The organism is Parafannyhessea umbonata, from assembly GCF_012844235.1.
GTDB lineage: Bacteria > Actinomycetota > Coriobacteriia > Coriobacteriales > Atopobiaceae > Parafannyhessea.
Window position 1 is genome coordinate 71,209 of record NZ_JABAGR010000005.1, and the last position, 17,778, is coordinate 88,986.

Genomic DNA, 17,778 nt, shown 5'->3' on the forward strand with positions numbered 1-17,778 from the left:
GGCGCCCGAGTTCTACCCCCAATCTCATATTTATTTTTCGGCCAGCGGCGGCAGGCTCCGTGCCTCAGCGTCTGCGCAGGATGGTTACGTCCTCAACGTGGTACGTCTGCGGGAACAGGTCCACGGGCGTGACGGATTGAACCGCGAACGCGCCTTCCTGCTCGAAGCGCGAGAGGTCGCGCGCGAGCGTCGCGGGGTCGCACGAGACGTACGCGATGGCGCGAGCGGGCTGACCGGATAGCTTGCGCACCACGTCCTGGGCAAGGCCGGCGCGCGGCGGGTCCACCACGATCACGTCCGCGTCGGAATCCGGGAACTCGCGGTCGGCGTCACCGCCCACGGGGTCGGCGTTGTCGAGGCCGGCGCGCTCGAGGTTGCGCCTGAGGTCGCGCACGGCGGGTCCGTAGGACTCGACGGCGTCCACCCACGAGGTCCTGCGCGCGAGCGGCAGCGTGAACGTCCCGGCGCCGGAATAGAGGTCCATCGCGACGTCCGACTCACCTGGCTCAAGGCCTGCGAGCACGAGGTCCACGAGCTTCTCGGCGCCCTTCGTGTTCACCTGGAAGAACGAGGGGGCGGAAACGGTCATGCGCTCGTCGCCGATGAGCTCCGTCCAGCTGCCCGCGCCCGAGAGGCGCTCCACGCCCACGACGCGGCGCGCCTTCTTCGGGCCCTTGGTGAGCACGCGCACGATGGACGTGGCCGAGGTGGCGTCGCCCAGGATCTTCGCGGCCTGCGCGCGCGGGAACGCCCCCGGCTCCGTCCAGAGCGCCACCTCGACGTCGCGCGTCCGCCTGGAGGCGCGGATGCCCACGCGGTCGATGTCGAGCCCGTGCGAGTTCGACAGGTACGAGAGGGCGCCGGACACGGCCTTCGCGAGCTTCTGGTGACGTGACTCGAGCAGCAGGCAGCGGTCCACCCTGACCACCCCCGTGCCGCCGGCATCGTGCATGCCGATAACGGCTCGCTGGCCACGGCGCTCGAACGCGAGCTCGATCTTGTTGCGGTAGCCCCACGGCTCGCCAGGCTGGACGCATGGCGCCACGAGCTGACGGGCGCGGTCTGCGTCGAAGTGGCCGATGCGCGTGAGGGCGTCTACCACGTTGTCGCGCTTTGCCGCGAGCTGAGCCTGGTACGAGACGGACGCCCACGGGCAGCCGCCGCAGACGCCCGCGAACGGGCACGGCGACTGCACGCGGTCGGCCGACGGGTCCAGCACGCGCGTCACGCGCGCCTTCGAGAAGGACGGTCCGTCCTGCACGAGGGCCGCCTCCACGGTGTCGCCCGGGACGCCGCCCTGGACGAAGACGGTCTTGCCCTCGTCCGTGTGGGCGATGGCGTCCGCCCCGTAGGCGAGCCTCTCTATCTTGAGGGTGAGCAGGGGCCCGTCCTGCGGGCGGGGCGCCTGCTGTGGTGCGATGGGCCTTTGGCGGGCGCTGCCGCCGTGGTTGTTATGGTGCGTGGGCACTAACGACTCCTTCGCGTAAGGTTTCCGGTAAAGAGCTCCGCAAAGCCGAGCCCGATGAGCTTGAGGGCGACTGCGAAGCGGTTGGGCCTGCGGATCTCGATGGACGTGGTCTGGGCGTCGCCGCGGGACGTGCGCTCGGAGGGCGGCTCTTCCTCGATTACGCGGGCGTCCACGGGCGCGGGCTGCGGCTTGGACTCGGGCTGCGGCGCCGGCTTGCCCTCGGGCTTCGGCTCGCTTGCCGCCGGGACCTCCGGGGCCGCGGCCGGCACGTGCTCGTCGTTGGGGGCGGCCTCCGCGGGGGAGGGCGCCTCGTCCTTCTCGGCCGAGCTCATGTGCTTGGGAGCCGTGGGCGTAGCCGGCGCGGGGGCCTCGCCTGCGGTCGGCGCGGGCTCGGCGTGCGACGCGGCCGCCGCGGCGTGCGACTCGCCGCCGATGCCCAGTATCTGGCGCTCTTCGCGCACGAACTCCCTTGGCGTCACGATGCGTGTCCTGACCTGCGGCTCGCCGTCCACATCCACCTCGTAGCGGCCTATGCGCGGCAGCGCCTGCAGCGTCTGGCTCGCGTCCGCCTCGAGCATGGGGTTCGCCTTTGCCACGAGCGACGCGTCCACCGCGGCGTCCGCGTACTCCTCGGTCTGGAGGTACGCCTTGGCAAGCAGCAGCTCCTGCGCGTCGATCCGGGGTTCGTCCGCCGCGGGCGCCAGCTTCTCCCACGTGCCCTCGCGCGTGAGCCTGCGTGCCTTCACGTTGTCTGCAAGCTGTAGGTTCACGAACTCGATCACGCGCTCCTTGCACGCGGGGTCGAGCACGGGGTACGCGATCTCGACGCGGCGCTCGGTGTTGCGGGTCATCATGTCCGCGCTGGAGAGGTACAGGATGTCCGTGTCCACGCCAAACGCGTACACGCGCGCGTGCTCCAGGAAGCGCCCCACGATCTGGTGGGCGATGAGACCCTCCGTCTTGTGCGGGATGTCCGCCTTGATGCAGCAGATGCCGCGAATCACCAGCATAACGCGCACGCCGGCAAAGCACGCCTCGGAAATCTTGTCGATAACGTCACGGTCCGTGAGGGAGTTCATCTTCATGAACACCTGCGCGGGCTCGCCGGCGCGCGCACGGCCGATCTCACGGTTCAGGCCACGCATCACCAGCGGCTTCAGGCCGGACGGTGCGACGCCCAGGTAGCTGTAGCTGCCCTTCAGGTTGCCAAGCGACAGGTTCCTGAAGAACGTGTTGCCGTCCTCCGCGATGCCCCTGTGCGCCGTGAGCAGCATGAAGTCAGAGTAGAGCTTCGCCGTCTTCTCGTTGAAGTTTCCGGTGCCCAGGCAGGTGATCCTGCTGATGCCAGACTCGTCGTGGTACGTGATCTGGCAGATCTTGGAGTGGACCTTGAAGCCCTCCTGCCCGTAGATCACCGTGCAGCCCGCCTGCTCCAGCCTGTCCGCCCACTCGATGTTGTTCGCCTCGTCAAAGCGGGCGCGCAGCTCCATCAGGACGGTGACCTCCTTGCCGTTCTCGGACGCGGCTATGAGGCTCTCGCAGAGCTTCGAGCGCTTCGCGACGCGGTACAGCGTGATCTTGATGGAGATGCACGCGTCGTCGCCGGAGGCCTCGCGCAGCAGCTGCAGCAGGGGGGACATGCTCTCGTAGGGATAGGTGAGAAGAACGTCGTGGTCCTCCACCTGCGGCCGCATCGGACGCGAGGCGTCCACCATGGGCGAGACCTGCGGTACGAACGGGTCGAAGACGAGGGCGGGGCGGAAGGCCTCCGGGATCTTTCCCTCGAGCCCGTACACGTAGCCGTCCAGGTCGAGCGGCATGTCGGTCTGGAACACGCGCTTGCTCGTGAGGCCGAGCCGCTCCCGAACCTCCGTCAGCTGCTCCTCGGGGAGGTAGCCCTCGACCTCCAGGCGCACCGGCTGCAGGCGCTGCCTGCGCTTCAGCACCTTCTTCATGTGCTGGCGGTAGTCCTCCTCCTCCTCGACGCCTTCGCCGTCGGGGTCGATGTCCGCGTTTCTCGTCACGCGGATCACGGCGGAGGCGGTGGGGGCATAGTCGCCAAAGCAGCCGCTCAGCATCTCGAGCATCGCGTCCTCCATCAGGATGTAGCGATACTCGCGCTCCGTCGAGGGGAGCTTGATGACGCGCCCGAGCGAGGTGGGGACCTCCACGATGCCCAGAAGGCCCTTCTCGTCCTCCCCGTCAAGCGCGCACGTCACGTACAGGTTGCCGTTGCGGAGGTTGGGGAAGGGGTGTCTGGGGTCGATGATCATGGGAGATATGATCGGCGCGATGGACAGGTCGTACGTGCGCTTGATCTGCGCCCTGTCCGCATCCGTCAGGTCCTCGCTCGCGACGCGCGTGAGGCCGTGCTCGGCAAGGCTCCTCTCGATCGAGGCGAACGCGCGCCCCTGCCGCGCGATGAGTTCCGGCAGCATCCCGAGCACGGTGTCGATCTGCTCGGACGGCGTCTGGTTCGACTTGTTCTCGCGCGGCTGGTGCTTGAGCAGCGTCAGGTCGCTCAGGCCGCCGATCCTGATCATGAACCACTCGTCGAGGTTGCTCCCGAAGATGGAGACGAACTTCAGCCGCTCGAACAGGGGAACGGTCTCGTCGAACGCCTCGTCCAGCACGCGGTTGTCGAAGCGTAGCCAGCTGACCTCCCTGTTCTGCGTATACGAGAAGTCCCGGGCCTTCGCATGGGCGTCCTTCTGGTCCTTCGCGCTCACGTACTTCGCGGCCCGCTTCTCGAGGGCCGCCTCGGTGTGCTCAAAGTCGGTCGTGGAGTCCGCGGCCGTCGCCTTGTCCTTATTCTTCTTCTTTCCCATTGCCTTCCGTCCGTCCCGAGTCGCCTTGGCCTCCGCGTGCCAAGGGCATGGCGCGCGGCTGGTGTAGGTATTAGATTTTATCGCTCGAACGGGCACGGCGTCGCTCGTCGGCCAATCATTACGCAGACGTAACCGCGGGGCGACGTAGCGTCCACGGGACTTCCCGCGTGGGGGGGCAGCGTACGCGTGGCGATTCGTTTTCCCCGCATATATGGTGTTGTCGTAATAGTGAATATAAGCTCATTTTGATAGTATATTTATGCTGTCAATAACGCGTTTGAGTCACTGGGCTGATTACGCTCTTTTGCGCGGGTAGTTTCTAATAGTGCACGATAGGAATCTAGAAATATGCAGGTAAAGACAGCGTAAACTCAACTCAACCAAACCAAATGAACCGTTTGGGGGCGCTTTGCTACCGTTCCCCCAACAAGAAAAACTTTGCCTATTTCGAAAAAAGTTATTGGATATAGTTGGTTTTGGCGTTATTGTTGGAGCTGCAAGTTCGACGCCAGTTTCCGAGTCAGCTCGCTGGTTTGGTAGCACGTAGCGATTGCAGCGTCTTATTCATCTCGTTAGTCGGGTTTACCCGACGCGAAAGGAGTGGGAGGACATGGCTAACGGACTCTACGTCCACAGCGAGATCGGTCCCCTGAAGAAGGTTTGCCTTCACCGCCCCGGCGAGGAGCTCCTGAACCTCACCCCGGACGACCTCGAGCGCCTTCTGTTCGACGACATCCCCTTCCTGGAGGTCGCACAGGCCGAGCACGACAAGTTCGCCGAGCTGCTCCGCGAGCAGGGCGTCGAGGTTCTCTACCTTGAGAAGCTCGTTGCCGAGGCTCTCGATGCCGCAGGCTCCCGCGAGGAGTTCACGCAGCAGTGGCTGAACGAGTCTGGTCTCAAGGGCAAGGAGGCTCGTGCCGCCGTCAAGGAGTACATGGACTCCATCAAGGACACGAAGGCCTTCGTCGACAAGTGCATCGCAGGTCTCCGCAAGAACGAGATCGACCTGCCCGTCAGGTCCAGCAGCACCCTGTCCGAGCTCGTCGGTACCGACCAGGACGGCGAGACCGATCTTCTCGTCGACCCGATGCCGAACACCTACTTCACCCGCGACCCGTTCGCGGTCGTCGGCCGTGGTGTGAACCTGAACCACATGTTCTCTGTCACGCGCAACCGCGAGACGCTGCTCGGCAAGTACATCTTCCGCGATCACCCCGATTACAAGGACGCTCCGCTCTGGTACCGTCGTGACAGCGCGTTCCACACCGAGGGTGGCGACGTCCTGAACATCAACGCCCACACCCTCGCAATCGGCATCTCGCAGCGCACCCAGGCTGCCGCCATCGACGCCCTCGCACAGAACATGTTCTGGGGCGACAACGCCGAGAAGTGCGAGATCACCGACATCTACGCCTTCAACATCCCCGTGTCCCGTGCCTTCATGCACCTCGACACCGTGTTCACCCAGATCGATGTTGACAAGTTCACCATCCACCCGGGCATCATGGGCACCCTGCAGGTCTTCAGGCTCACCAAGGGCGCTGCCGAGGGCGAGGTCAAGATCGAGGAGCTCAACGACACCCTCGAGCACATCCTCGAGAAGGCCACCGGCGTCGACGCCATCAAGCTCATCAAGTGCGGTGGCGGCGACCCCGTTGCGGCTGCGCGCGAGCAGTGGAACGACGGCTCCAACACCCTGGCTGTCGCACCTGGCAAGATCTGCGTCTACCAGCGCAACTCCGTCACCAACGACGTTCTGTACAAGGAGGGCCTCGACCTCATCGTCGTGCCGTCCGCAGAGCTGTCCCGTGGTCGTGGCGGTCCCCGCTGCATGAGCATGCCGTTCGAGCGTGAGGACATCTAAGTCCTAGCTAACCTTTGGCTAGACCGGGGACGCCTCGGCGTCCCCGGCATTAGTACGTTTAGTCAGACTGCATACCCACCAAAAAGTGCGTTGGGGTGCAGATATAGAAAGGAACAACATGGGCGTCAATCTTCGTGGCCGTCACTTCCTGAAGCTTCTGGACTTCACTCCCGAGGAGATCAACTACCTCCTGGACCTCTCCACCGACTTCAAGAACATGAAGCGCGCCGGCGTTCCCCACCGTTACCTCGAGGGCAAGAACGTGGCCCTTCTCTTCGAGAAGACCTCCACTCGTACCCGCTGCTCCTTCGAGGTCGGCGCCTATGACCTCGGCATGGGCTGCACCTACCTTGACCCCAGCGGCTCCCAGATGGGCCACAAGGAGTCCATCGCCGATACTGCCCGCGTCCTCGGCCGCATGTTCGACGGCATCGAGTACCGTGGCTTCGAGCAGTCCAAGGTCGAGGAGCTCGCCAAGTACGCCGGCGTCCCCGTCTGGAACGGCCTGACCAACGAGTTCCACCCCACCCAGATGCTCGCTGACATCCTCACCATGAAGGAGAACTTCAACAACGACATCAAGGGCCGTCAGCTCACGTTCATGGGCGACGCTGGCAACAACGTCGGCAACTCCCTCATGGTCGTCTGCGCCAAGCTCGGCGTCAACTTCGTCGCCTGCGGCCCCAAGGAGAACATGCCTTCCGCCGACCTGGTCAAGGAGTGCGAGGCCATCGCGGCCCAGAACGGCTCCACCGTCAAGCTGACCGAGGACGTCCACGAGGGCGTCAAGGATGCCGACGCGATCTACACCGACATCTGGGTCTCCATGGGCGAGCCGGACGAGCTCTACAAGAAGCGCATCCCTCTGATGGAGCCGTACCGCGTCACCTCCGACGTCATGAGCCAGGCCCACGACGACTGCATCTTCCTGCACTGCCTGCCCTCCTTCCACGACACCAACACCAAGAAGGGTGCCGAGGTCGCCGAGAAGTTCGGCATCACCGAGATGGAGGTCACGAACGAGGTCTTCGAGTCCCGTGCCTCCAAGGTCTTCGACGAGGCCGAGAACCGTATGCACACCATCAAGGCCGTCATGTACGCGACCCTGAAGTAGTCAGGTCGTAGCATACTGTTGAGCCTCCGCGGCTTGACCGCGGAGGCTCTTTTGATGCCTCGGTTGCAAATTGTATTTTTAATGTTCGAAACTATAAAACAATTTATTAAATATGTTGTTTTATGGGTGTCCCTTACATAAAGGGAGGATTTTCATGGCAAACGATAACGCAAAGGTCGACAACCCTAACGGCGTAAGCTTCTTCGGCCTCGTCGGCATGGTCGTCTCGTCCTGCATCGGCTCCGGCGTCTTCGCCTTGACCGGACAGCTCGCCAACGTCGCGTCCCCCGGCGCCGCGCTCGTGGCGTGGCTCGTGTGCGGCCTTGGCTTCCTGTTCCTGGCCCTCGCGCTCGCATACGTCGGCTCCAAGCGCCCTGAGCTCGACGGCGTGTGCGCCTACGCCGAGGAGGGCTTTGGTCCGTTCCACGGCTTCATAAGCGGCTGGGGATACTGGCTGTCCGCATGGCTTGGCAACGTCGGCTTCGCCACGATGATCGCCCAGGTCCTCGGCTCCAAGTACTGCCTCGGCGGCCTTCTGCCCGGCGTGTTCTCCAACCCGCAGACCGGCAACCCCGCCGTCGTCGGCGTCGTGGTCGTCTCCGTGCTCCTCTGGGCCATCACCTTCCTGGTCATCAACGGCGTCGAGTCCGCCGCGTTCCTCAACGCGGTCGTCATGGTCGTCAAGTGCGCCGCCATCCTTCTCTTCATCGTCTTCGCCGTCGTGAGCTTCAACGCCGGCGTCTTCACCGCCGACTTCTGGGGCACCGCGCAGCGCAACGCAGTGATCATGGCCGCTAACAAGACGGGCCTTGGCTCCGTCGCGCACCAGGTCACCCAGTGCATCCTCGTCATGATGTGGGTCTTCATCGGCATCGAGGGCGCGTCCGTCATGAGCAACCGCGCGAAGAAGAAGTCCGAGGTCGGCTCTGCCACCATCCTCGGCCTCGTCGTTCTTCTCGTCCTCTACATCGGCGCTTCCGTGATCCCGTATGGCGTGCTTCCCTACAAGGAGCTCGTCGCCGCCCCGAAGCCTGCCACCATCACTGTGTTCGAGCACATGCTCCCCGGCTTCGGCGGCGCGTTCATCAGCTGGGCGATCATCATCTCCGTCGCGGGCTCCTGGCTGTCCTTCACCATGCTGCCCGCCGAGGTCTCCTCGATGATGGCAGACCACCACGAGCTGCCCGCGAAGTGGGGCGAGCTGAACAAGAAGAACTCCCCGCAGTACTCGCTGCTCATCGTCGGCGCCCTGACCGAGATCTTCATCATCGTCGCGACCTTCGCCGCGGACGCCTACACCTTCGCGATCTCGATGTGCACCGTCACCATCGTCGTCACGTGGGCATATGCCGCCGCCTACCAGGTGAAGCTCGCAAAGGCCAACAACGACACGGGCCAGATGGTCATCGGCGTGCTCGCGCTGCTGTTCCAGGTCGTCGGCGTCCTGTTCACGGGCTGGGGCTTCCTGCTGCTTGCCTGCCTGGGCTACATTCCCGGCTTCTTCTTCTACAAGCAGGCTCGTGACGCCGAGGGCAGCGGCATCGTGAAGAGCGAGGTCGTCCTCGCCGTCGTGATCGCCATTGCCGGCATCATCTCGATTCCCCTCACCGCCGTGGGCATCATCCCCGTCTTCTAGGCGAAGGGCAATCTAAACCAGCGAAGGGCGAGGGGCTGATGTGCTTCTCGCCCTTCTGTGTAAGGAGGAACCTATGAACAACCCTATCAAGCTCATCGGCTGCGAGGACTGGCTGAACGTGTACGAGAAGAGCGCGAAGTGGGATATCGCGCAGTCCACCTTCGCCTCGTTCACGATGGACGAGCTGATGGCCCTCGACGGCGAGGAGGGTGCGACGTTCTATGAGAGCCTCAACCGCGAGGTCATGAACTACGGCTGGATCGAGGGGTCCCCGGAGTTCAAGGACGAGGTGGCGAAGCTGTATCGCAACCCCGTGAGCCCGAGCAGGATCCTGCAGACGAACGGCTGCACCGGCGCGAACCTGAACGCGATGCACGTGCTCATCGAGCCCGGCGACCACGTCGTGGCGGAGTGGCCCACGTACACGCCGCTCTACGAGGTTCCGCGCCAGCTTGGTGCCGAGGTCGACTACTGGGAGCTCGAGGAGGGACTCGGCTGGAAGCCGGACATCGAGAAGCTGAAGCGCCTCGTCAAGCCCAACACGAAGCTCATCTGCATCAACAACGCGTCCAACCCCGTGGGCTGCGTGCTGGACAAGGACACGCTCGAGCAGATCGCTGACATCGCGAGGTCCGTCGGCGCGTATGTCCTGTCGGACGAGGTGTACATGCCGATGGACGACACGGAGAACTACTGGTCCATGGCCGACGTGTACGAGAAGGCCATCGTCACGAACTCCGTGAGCAAGACGTACTCCACCCCCGGCGCCCGCATCGGCTGGGTCGTCGCGGACGAGGACGTCGCCCAGCGCGTGCGCGTCTACAGGGACTACTCCATGATCTGCGCCGGCGTGTTCAATGACATCCTCGCTACGTACGTGCTGAAGAATCGCCAGACCATCCTCGAGCGCAACCGCAGGATCTGCCACACGAACCACGACATCGTGGCGGAGTGGGTGAAGGGGCAGCCCCGTGCGAAGTGGAACGACCCGAAGGGCGTGTCCGTCTCGTACCTGCAGCTCGACATTCCCGAGTCGGACGAGGAGTTCTGCAAGAGGATCCTGGGCGAGAGGGGAGTGCTGCTCGTGCCCGGCACCAGGTTCGAGCTGCCTAACGGCGCAAGGCTCGGCTACTGCTGCCACGAGGACGTCCTGAGGAAGGGGCTTGCCCTTCTCGGCGACGCGCTTGCGGAGTACGACAAGTAGAGACTTCTGACGAAAACAGTAATATTTTTGAAGCGGATATGCATAATACATATCCGCTTCTTCATATTGAATACAGCGGGGTGAGAGGAATTTCCCTGTGACCCAAAATGACGTCATGACCTTGAGCTGGCATTTGTCGCGCGTGCAAAACCCATGCATCGGCAAGCGGCTTAGTTTCGCTGGTGGGCGCATCGAATTCTGTAAATAATGTCCGTGTAACAACTCACCGACTATTGGATAACGCTCACGAACCGCGTGGACGAGATTTGGGGAATGCGTGTAGGATATATAGCGGAATTGAGCGTTTTGTGTACCGATGGTGTTACACAGGCGCTGTAAAGTTCAAGGGCGCCTTGCGCCGAAAGGAGTTGCGGTCATGTCTGATACGACAGCGCAGCCGAAGAAGAAGAGGAAGATGCTCACGTCTTTCTCGATCATCTTCATTCTGTTGGCCCTCGTGGCAATCATCTCGATTCTGCTGAACGGAACCTCGTTCCACTATGAGGACATCCAGGGAACCGTCACCGGCGCCACGCTCGGCAGCTTCACCATGGCGTCCGTCAACGGCTTCAAGGACGCCGTCGACGTCTGTCTCTTCGTCATGGTCCTCGGTGGCTTCCTCGGCATCGTGAACAAGACCGACGCCCTTGCGACCGGCATCGACGTCCTCGTCGCGAAGATGAACGGCAACGAGCTGAAGCTCATCCCCATCCTCATGGCGATCTTCGCCTTCGGCGGCACCACGTACGGCATGTGCGAGGAGACCGTCGGCTTCTACGCCCTGCTCTCCGCCACCATGATCGCCGCAGGGTATGACTCCCTCAGCGGTGCCATGATCGTGCTGCTCGGCGCCGGCGTCGGCTGCCTCGGCTCCACGGTGAACCCCTTCGCCACCGGCATCGCGAGCTCCGCGCTCACCGACATGGGCATCAAGGTCAACCAGGCCGTCGTCATCGGCCTCGGCCTCGTCCTCCTCGTCGTCTCCTACGCGATCTCCGTCTTCTTCGTCCTGCAGTACGCCAAGCGCGTCAAGGCCGACCCCTCCAAGTCCCTCATGAGCCAGGATGAGATCGACGCGTCCCTCGCCTCCTATGCCAGCGACAACGAGTCCGGCGAGAAGAAGAGCCTCACCGGCAAGCAGAAGGGCGTCCTCTGGGTCTTCGCGGCCGCCTTCATCATCATGGTCATCTCCTTCGTGCCCTGGGAGGACCTCGGCGTGAACGCGTTCGTGGCCGGCTCCTCCTCGCACGACGAGACCTCCACGGTCACCGCGGCTGACATCGAGCAGCAGTACTCGGACGACGATCTCGGCACCCTTAAGCTCGACAAGAACGTCAAGGGCAAGCTCACGACCACCGTCACCGACAACGCCGGCTGGTCCGCGTTCCTGACGGGCACCCCGCTCGGCCAGTGGTACTTCGCCGAGTCCACCACCTGGTTCCTGCTCCTCGCCATCATCATCGGCATCATCGGTGGCCTTTCCGAGCACGAGATCGTCGACACGTTCATGGCGGGCGCCGGCGACATGATGTCGGTCGTCATGATCATCGCGGTCTCCCGTGGCGTCTCCGTCCTCATGAAGAGCACGGGCCTCGCGAACCTGGTCCTCGCGAACTCCGCGAACGCCCTCAACGGCACCCCCGCGGTCGTGTTCACCATCGGCTCGTTCCTGCTCCTCTTCCTGCTGTCCTTCCTCATCCCGTCGACCTCCGGCCTGGCAACGCTGTCCATGCCCATCCTCGGGCCCCTGGCCGCAAGGCTCGGCTTCAACCCCGCGATCATGATCATGGTCTTCTCCGCCGCGTGCGGCGTCGTGAACCTGATCACCCCGACCTCCGGCGCGATCATGGGCGGCCTGGCCCTGTCCCGCATCGAGTACGGCACCTGGGTCAAGTTCGCGCTCAAGATCGTCATCGCGATCTCGGTCGCCTGCATGGTCATCCTCTCCATCGCGATGGTCGCCATCCCGGCGTAGCCTGCGCGCAAGAGGCAGAGAAGGGCGTCTCCCTCGGGAGGCGCCCTTTTTGGGATGCACGGCTTGGCAGCGGCACGTTTACCGAAGGTTGCCCACGTCTGCAAACATGTAAGAATTTCATGTTACGAAGATGTTACAGTACATCTGTTATCGAATGGTTGGGCCGCATGGGCGGCCCGTTTTCATGAGAGGGTGTACCGTATGTCAGCTGGGCACAAGCGGAGAATGCTCACATCGTTCTCCATCATGTTCATTCTTTTGTTCGCAATAGCGATACTCAGCCTCGTAATGTCACGCTTTACGAGCGAGGTGACGGCCGTTCCGTTTGGGAACCTCATGATGTCCCCTGTGAACGGTTTCAAGGACGGCCATGGCGTCGCGCTCTTCGTCTTTGTGCTCGGAGGCTTCCTGGCAATCGTGAACAAGACTGACGCGCTGTCCGCGGGCATTGGCGCGCTCGTGCGCAAGATGGGCGGAAACGAGCTCAAGCTCATCCCCGTCCTCATGCTCATCTTCGCGATCTTGGGCAGCACGTACGGCTTCTGCGAGGAGACGGTCGGATTCTACGCGCTACTTTCCGCGACCATGATGGCCGCGGGGTTCGACGCGCTCACGGGCGCGATGATGGTCCTTCTCGGCGCAGGCGTCGGCTGCCTTGGCTCGACGGTGAACCCGTTCGCGACGGGCATTGCCGCGGACGTGCTGGCGTCGAGCGGAATCGTCGCGGACCAAGGCGTGGTCATCGGTCTTGGTCTGGTGCTTCTTGTCACGTCCTACCTCGTCTCAGTGTACTTCGTGATGAGGTATGCGAAAGGCGTGAAGGCAGACCGCTCGCGGACGCTCATGAGCGCGGACGAGGTCGCGGCCTCGGAGGAGGCGTACGGCGACACGACGACCGCCGGCAACCAGTACGAGCCGCTCTCGCGCAAGCAGAAGGTGGTCCTGTGGCTGTTTGGGCTCTCGTTTCTTGTGATGATCGTGGGGTTCGTGCCCTGGGGCAAGCTTGGCATAGACGCGTTCTGTGCGGGCTCGAGGTCACACGAGGTGACCGAGACCGTGACGGCGAAGGACATCGAGCGCCAGTACGAGGCGGACAAGCTGGGACGCCTTAGCGTCACCCCGAAGGACGCCAAGGGGACGCTCACAAACGAGGTCGTGGACGACGCGGGATGGTCGTCCTTCCTCACGGGCGTTCCGCTGGGCGAGTGGTACTTCGCGGAGTCGACCACGTGGTTCCTCGTCATGGCGATCGTGATCGGCATCGCCGCGGGCTTCGACGAGCACGAGCTCGTGTTCACGTTTCTCTCTGGCTGCGGAGAGATGACTGGCGTCGTGATGATCGTGGGCCTCTCGCGCGGGGTCGCCATCCTCATGGGACAGACGGGGCTCTCGCTTTACGTGCTGCACCACGTGGCGGCTGCGCTCAACGGCACGTCACCCGTCGTGTTTGCCGCGGGAAGCTACGTGCTGTACTTCCTGCTGTCCATCCTCATTCCGGGCACCTCGAGCATGGCGACGATCTCGATGCCCATCATGGGGCCGCTGACGCAGTCGCTTGGGTTCAACCCGGCCATCATGATCAACGTGTTCGCCGCTGCAAGTGGCGTTGTTAACTACTTTACGCCCGCGAACGGCGCGATCATGGGCGGACTTGCGCTCTCGCGCGTGGAGTACGGCACGTGGCTCAAGTTCGTGGGCAAGGTCGTGCTGGTGACGGCCATCGTGAACGTGGCGGTGCTCGCCGTCGCGATGGTGGTGCTGTAGGCGTACCTGCGCGTGGCATACTGCCGAGCCCCGGAAGGGGGGCCACACATAAACCGGGAGCCCTTCTCGCCCGCGTCTTGCGCGGCGGCCGAGAAGGGCTCCCGTCTTCGTTGGTGCAAGTGGTCGGCAGCGGTGTCTGCCGTGCCCGTGGCGGCCCTGCGGACCGCGCGGCGCTAGTAGACCATGCCCATGGCCTCGCGGACCTCGTCCAGGGTCTGGCGCGCGATGTCGTTGGCCTTGGCGTTGCCGTCGTGCAGGACGTCCCTCACGTAGTCGAGGTCGTCCTCGTACTGGTGGCGACGCTCGCGGATGGGCTCGAAGTAGTCGTTCACGGCCTGCGTGACGTACTTCTTGAGCTGACCGGAACCGCCGTTGCCGATCTCCTCCGCGATCTCACGCGGGTCGCGGCCGGTGCAGATGCCCGCGGTGGTGAGCAGCGCGGACACGCCGGGGCGGTTGTCGGGGTCGAACGTGATGAAGCGCTCGGAGTCGGTCTTGGACTTCTTGATGAGGCGCGCGGTCTCATCCGCCGTCATGGAGATCGAGATGGCGTTTCCGTAGGACTTGCTCATCTTGCGGCCGTCGAGGCCGGGGATGAGCGGCGTGGAGGTGAGGAGGCCCGTCACGTCCGGGAACACCTTGCCGTAGCGCTCGTTGAAGCGGCGCGCGATCTTGCTGGTGACCTCTATGTGGGGGAGCTGGTCGCGGCCGACGGGCACGATGTTGCCCTTGCAGAACAGGATGTCGCACGCCTGGTGCACCGGGTAGGTGAGCAGAAGCCCCGTGAGCGAGTGGCCGGACGCCTCCATCTCGGCCTTCACGGTGGGGTTGCGCTGGAGCTCTGCCTCGGTCACGAGCGAGAGGAACGGCAGCATGAGCTGGTTCTCGGACGGGACGGCGGAGTGGGTGAAGATCATGGTCTTGGCGGGGTCGATCCCGCAGGCGAGGTAGTCCATCACCATGTTGTACACGTTGTCGCGGATGTGCTCCGTCGTGTCGCGGTCCGTGATGACCTGGTAGTCCGCGATGATGATGTTCGTGCGGACGCCGAGGTCCTGCAGGCGTACGCGCTCCTTGATGGTGCCGAAGTAGTGGCCCAGGTGCAGGCGCCCGGTGGGCCTGTCGCCCGTGAGCATGGTGTACTTCTCGACCTTGCCGGCGGCGATGTCCGACTCGACCTCCCTGCTGCGCTTCAGGGCGGCCTCGTAGCTTCCCTCGTTGGGCATGGGTTTCTCTCCTTGCGTGGTTTGGTGTCAGGTGCCGGCGAAAGGCCAGCCCCTCTATCCTACGGCAAAACGGGACGCGTGGGCGGCAGGGAGTTGAGCTCTGCCCTGGCCTCGCGCCACCAGGGGCAGAAGCCGTCCATGAGCGCATGAAAGCGCTCGTTGTGGCTGGGCTCCAGCAGGTGGCAGAGCTCGTGCGCGACGACGGACTCCACGCTGGACGCGGGATGGCACGCGAGCTCGAGGTTGAGCGTGACGCGCCCCGTGCGGACGTTGCACGAGCCCCAGCGCGACGTCATGCGGCGGAGGCGGATCCCGGTGCAGCGGACGCCCATTAGGCGCTCGTAGCGTTCGAGCAGGGGAGGGAGAAGCTCCTCCAGCGTGGAGCGCCACAAGGACTGCAGCGCGAGGTCCACGCTTGCGGGGCCGGCGTCCGCGGCGTCCACGTGGGCGACGACCGCGCCGTCTGCGCACGTGGCATGCGGCGCGGAGCCGGAGGGGAGGTCCTTCTCGACCGAGAGGGCGAGCGTCCTGCCCAGAAGGCGCGTGGTGCCGCCGTCTTGCAGGGAATGGGCGCGCGCGGCCTGGCGGGCGAGCGCCTGCGAGCGCGCGGAGCGGACCCAATCCTCGCGCGACTCGACGAACGCGCGGATCTGCGCGAGCGGGACGCGGGCGGGCGCGCTCACGGCGACGGAGCCGTCGCGACGAACGCGCAGGTTGACGCGGCTGACGCGCTTTCTGGTCACGGTGACGTCTATGGTGCCGAGGTGGATGGTCTGTTGCGCGGTCTGGGGCACGGGCGCATCTCCATTGTGGGACGAAATTGTTGCCGGGCGGGGATGGACGTCCCCGTTGCGGGCCTGTATGGGTTAGACTTTAGACGAATGCGACGTGGAAAGGGAGCCGATGGCCAGTTCTTGTGGTGAGGATGCGAGCAAGTCTGCGCTCCGCGAGAGCTACCTGGCCGTGCGGAAGGGGCTGAGCCCCAGGTTCAGGATGAGGCTGGACGGAAGCATCGCCAGCAACCTGAGGGCGCTTCCGGAGTACCGTCGCGACACGTGGCTTCTGGCGTACGTGCCGTTCGAGGACGAGATTCCCACCCGCAAGATCGTCGAGCGCGCATGGGCGGACGGCAAGCGCGTGGCGCTGCCGCGCTGCGTTCCCGGTCCGACGTCGCTCCAGTTTGTGGAAGTGTCCACGCTGGACGGCCTGCGCGCCGGCGCGCGCGGCGTGCTGGAGCCCGCGGCGGACGAGGCCGCCGTTTTGACGAGCGAGGCGCTTGCGGACTCCGTCTGTCTGGTGCCGGGACTGGTTTTTGACGCGGAGGGCCACCGCATTGGCTACGGCGCCGGCTACTACGACAACTTCCTGGCGGGGTACGCGGGCACGAAGGTGGGCCTTGCGCGCGGCATGCAGATTAGCAGCAACCCGCTTCCGCACGACGACCACGACGTGGCCGTGGACGTGATCGTGAGCGACGGCGCAATCTGGCGCTGCCGCAGGGACGAAGGCAGGTAGCGCCCGGACCGGGGCGCCTTGTGGCGGGGCTCGGGGCCGGCGGGGGACGCTAGAGCCGCGACAGGTGGTCTGCCAGGTCGCGGATGGCCTTCGCGTAGCCCTGGATGCCCATGCCCATGATGGTCTCGAAGCACGCCTTGCGCACGTAGGAGACCTGGCGGAAGTCCTCGCGCTCGCTCACCTTGGAGATGTGGACCTCCACCGCGGGAATCTGCACGGCCTTGAGCGCGTCCAGGATCGCGACGGACGTGTGCGTGTAGGCGGCCGGGTTGATGACGATGCCGTCGATGGTGCCCATGGCCTCCTGTATGCGGTCCACGATGTCGCCCTCGTGGTTGGACTGGTAGCACTCGCACGACGCGAAGCCGGCGTCCTGGGCCACCTCGTGGCAGAGCGACAGCAGCGACGCGTAGTCCTCGTGACCGTAGAGGTCGGGCTCACGCACGCCCAGCAGGTTGATGTTGGGCCCGTTGATCACGAGCAGGCGCGGGCCGCTGGCGGGGAGGGCGCCTTCGCCCGCGGCACCCGCGTCCTTCTCGCCCGCGGGGACGTCCTCCGCGGGGTCGTCCCCGAACGTCTCGTACAGGTCGTCGGCCTCGTCGTCCGGGTCGATGGCGTCGTCCAGCTCCATGAGGCGCTGCAGGTCGAGTGCGCCGTCGGCGTCCGCCGCGTTACGCGGGCGCCCGGCCTCGGGCGCATGGGGGAGAGGCGCCTGCGCACGGGGCTGGGGCGTTGCCGTGGAGGCGTCGTCCACGGCGCCCGCGGGCCCGTCGAAGACGGTCTCGCGTGGCTTGGCGTCCGTTATGTGCACGTTTATGCCGTTTGCGGCGCGCCTTCCCAGGGGCGGGAGCTCCATGGTGGGCTCCAGGCCCGTGAGCTCCTGGAACGCGTCGAACACCTCCTGCACGGAGCGCGGGCCAAACACGACCTCGAGCCCATTGGAGCCAAAGGTCACCACGCCGAGCACGCCCTTCGTGCCGATGAGAGCGTCGCGGTCGATGAGCGTGGGGTTTGCCACGCGCAGCCTAAGACGCGTCATGCACAGGTCGTTCTGCACGACGTTGCCCTTGCCTCCGATGTTCTTGAGTACCGCCCGCGCGGCCGCCTGCGCGTCCATATGCCAGAGTCTCCAAACGTTGAGCCTTGTGTCCGAAGCCAAGTATACGGGTGCGCGGGGAAAGAGG

At 64.5% G+C, this 17,778-nt stretch carries 12 protein-coding genes; 7 read left to right on the top strand and 5 right to left on the bottom strand.

Features of this window, described 5'->3' with window-relative positions:
• Nucleotides 1-64: 64 nt before the first annotated feature.
• Complete coding sequence (rlmD, locus tag HF885_RS06055) at nt 65-1,381, bottom strand: 23S rRNA (uracil(1939)-C(5))-methyltransferase RlmD (RefSeq protein WP_170104170.1); 1,317 nt, start codon at nt 1,379-1,381, stop codon at nt 65-67.
• Nucleotides 1,382-1,467: 86 nt separating this feature from the next.
• Nucleotides 1,468-4,296, bottom strand: a complete 2,829-nt coding sequence (gene ppk1 / locus HF885_RS06060; protein WP_170104042.1) for a polyphosphate kinase 1 — start codon at nt 4,294-4,296, stop codon at nt 1,468-1,470.
• Between the two features lie 610 nt (nt 4,297-4,906).
• Between ppk1 and HF885_RS06065 the strand changes: the two genes are divergently transcribed.
• From HF885_RS06065 to HF885_RS06090, 6 genes are all read left to right on the top strand, one after another.
• The gene (locus HF885_RS06065; RefSeq protein ID WP_170104043.1) at nt 4,907-6,160 is read left to right on the top strand and encodes an arginine deiminase; all 1,254 of its coding nucleotides are present in this window, start codon (nt 4,907-4,909) and stop codon (nt 6,158-6,160) included.
• 118 nt (nt 6,161-6,278) lie between these two features.
• On the top strand, nt 6,279-7,274 hold the full coding sequence (argF, locus tag HF885_RS06070; protein ID WP_170104045.1) for an ornithine carbamoyltransferase: 996 nt from the start codon (nt 6,279-6,281) through the stop codon (nt 7,272-7,274).
• 154 nt (nt 7,275-7,428) lie between these two features.
• Nucleotides 7,429-8,910: an amino acid permease gene (locus HF885_RS06075; RefSeq protein ID WP_170104047.1), complete on the top strand. Its 1,482-nt coding sequence runs from the start codon at nt 7,429-7,431 to the stop codon at nt 8,908-8,910.
• Nucleotides 8,911-8,983: 73 nt separating this feature from the next.
• Nucleotides 8,984-10,114 carry an aminotransferase gene (locus HF885_RS06080; protein WP_170104048.1) on the top strand — a complete coding sequence of 377 codons (1,131 nt, stop codon included), beginning with the start codon at nt 8,984-8,986 and terminating at the stop codon, nt 10,112-10,114.
• Nucleotides 10,115-10,490: 376 nt separating this feature from the next.
• Entirely contained in the window at nt 10,491-12,089 is a 1,599-nt protein-coding gene (locus tag HF885_RS06085) for a YfcC family protein (protein ID WP_170104050.1), read from the top strand.
• Nucleotides 12,090-12,377: 288 nt separating this feature from the next.
• On the top strand, nt 12,378-13,853 hold the full coding sequence (locus tag HF885_RS06090) for a YfcC family protein (protein WP_235927336.1): 1,476 nt from the start codon (nt 12,378-12,380) through the stop codon (nt 13,851-13,853).
• A gap of 173 nt (nt 13,854-14,026) precedes the next feature.
• On the opposite strand, the gene trpS is transcribed toward HF885_RS06090, so the two are convergent.
• Together trpS and HF885_RS06100 are read right to left on the bottom strand one after the other, a co-directional pair.
• On the bottom strand, nt 14,027-15,079 hold the full coding sequence (gene trpS / locus HF885_RS06095) for a tryptophan--tRNA ligase (protein ID WP_170104054.1): 1,053 nt from the start codon (nt 15,077-15,079) through the stop codon (nt 14,027-14,029).
• Nucleotides 15,080-15,138: 59 nt separating this feature from the next.
• Nucleotides 15,139-15,873: a M48 family metallopeptidase gene (locus HF885_RS06100; protein WP_170104056.1), complete on the bottom strand. Its 735-nt coding sequence runs from the start codon at nt 15,871-15,873 to the stop codon at nt 15,139-15,141.
• A 109-nt stretch (nt 15,874-15,982) separates the two neighbouring features.
• Between HF885_RS06100 and HF885_RS06105 the strand changes: the two genes are divergently transcribed.
• Nucleotides 15,983-16,594: a 5-formyltetrahydrofolate cyclo-ligase gene (locus HF885_RS06105; RefSeq protein WP_170104171.1), complete on the top strand. Its 612-nt coding sequence runs from the start codon at nt 15,983-15,985 to the stop codon at nt 16,592-16,594.
• Nucleotides 16,595-16,643: 49 nt separating this feature from the next.
• Here HF885_RS06105 and HF885_RS06110 read toward each other — a convergent pair whose 3' ends face one another.
• The gene (locus HF885_RS06110) at nt 16,644-17,711 is read right to left on the bottom strand and encodes a type II 3-dehydroquinate dehydratase (protein ID WP_170104058.1); all 1,068 of its coding nucleotides are present in this window, start codon (nt 17,709-17,711) and stop codon (nt 16,644-16,646) included.
• Nucleotides 17,712-17,778: the final 67 nt, after the last annotated feature.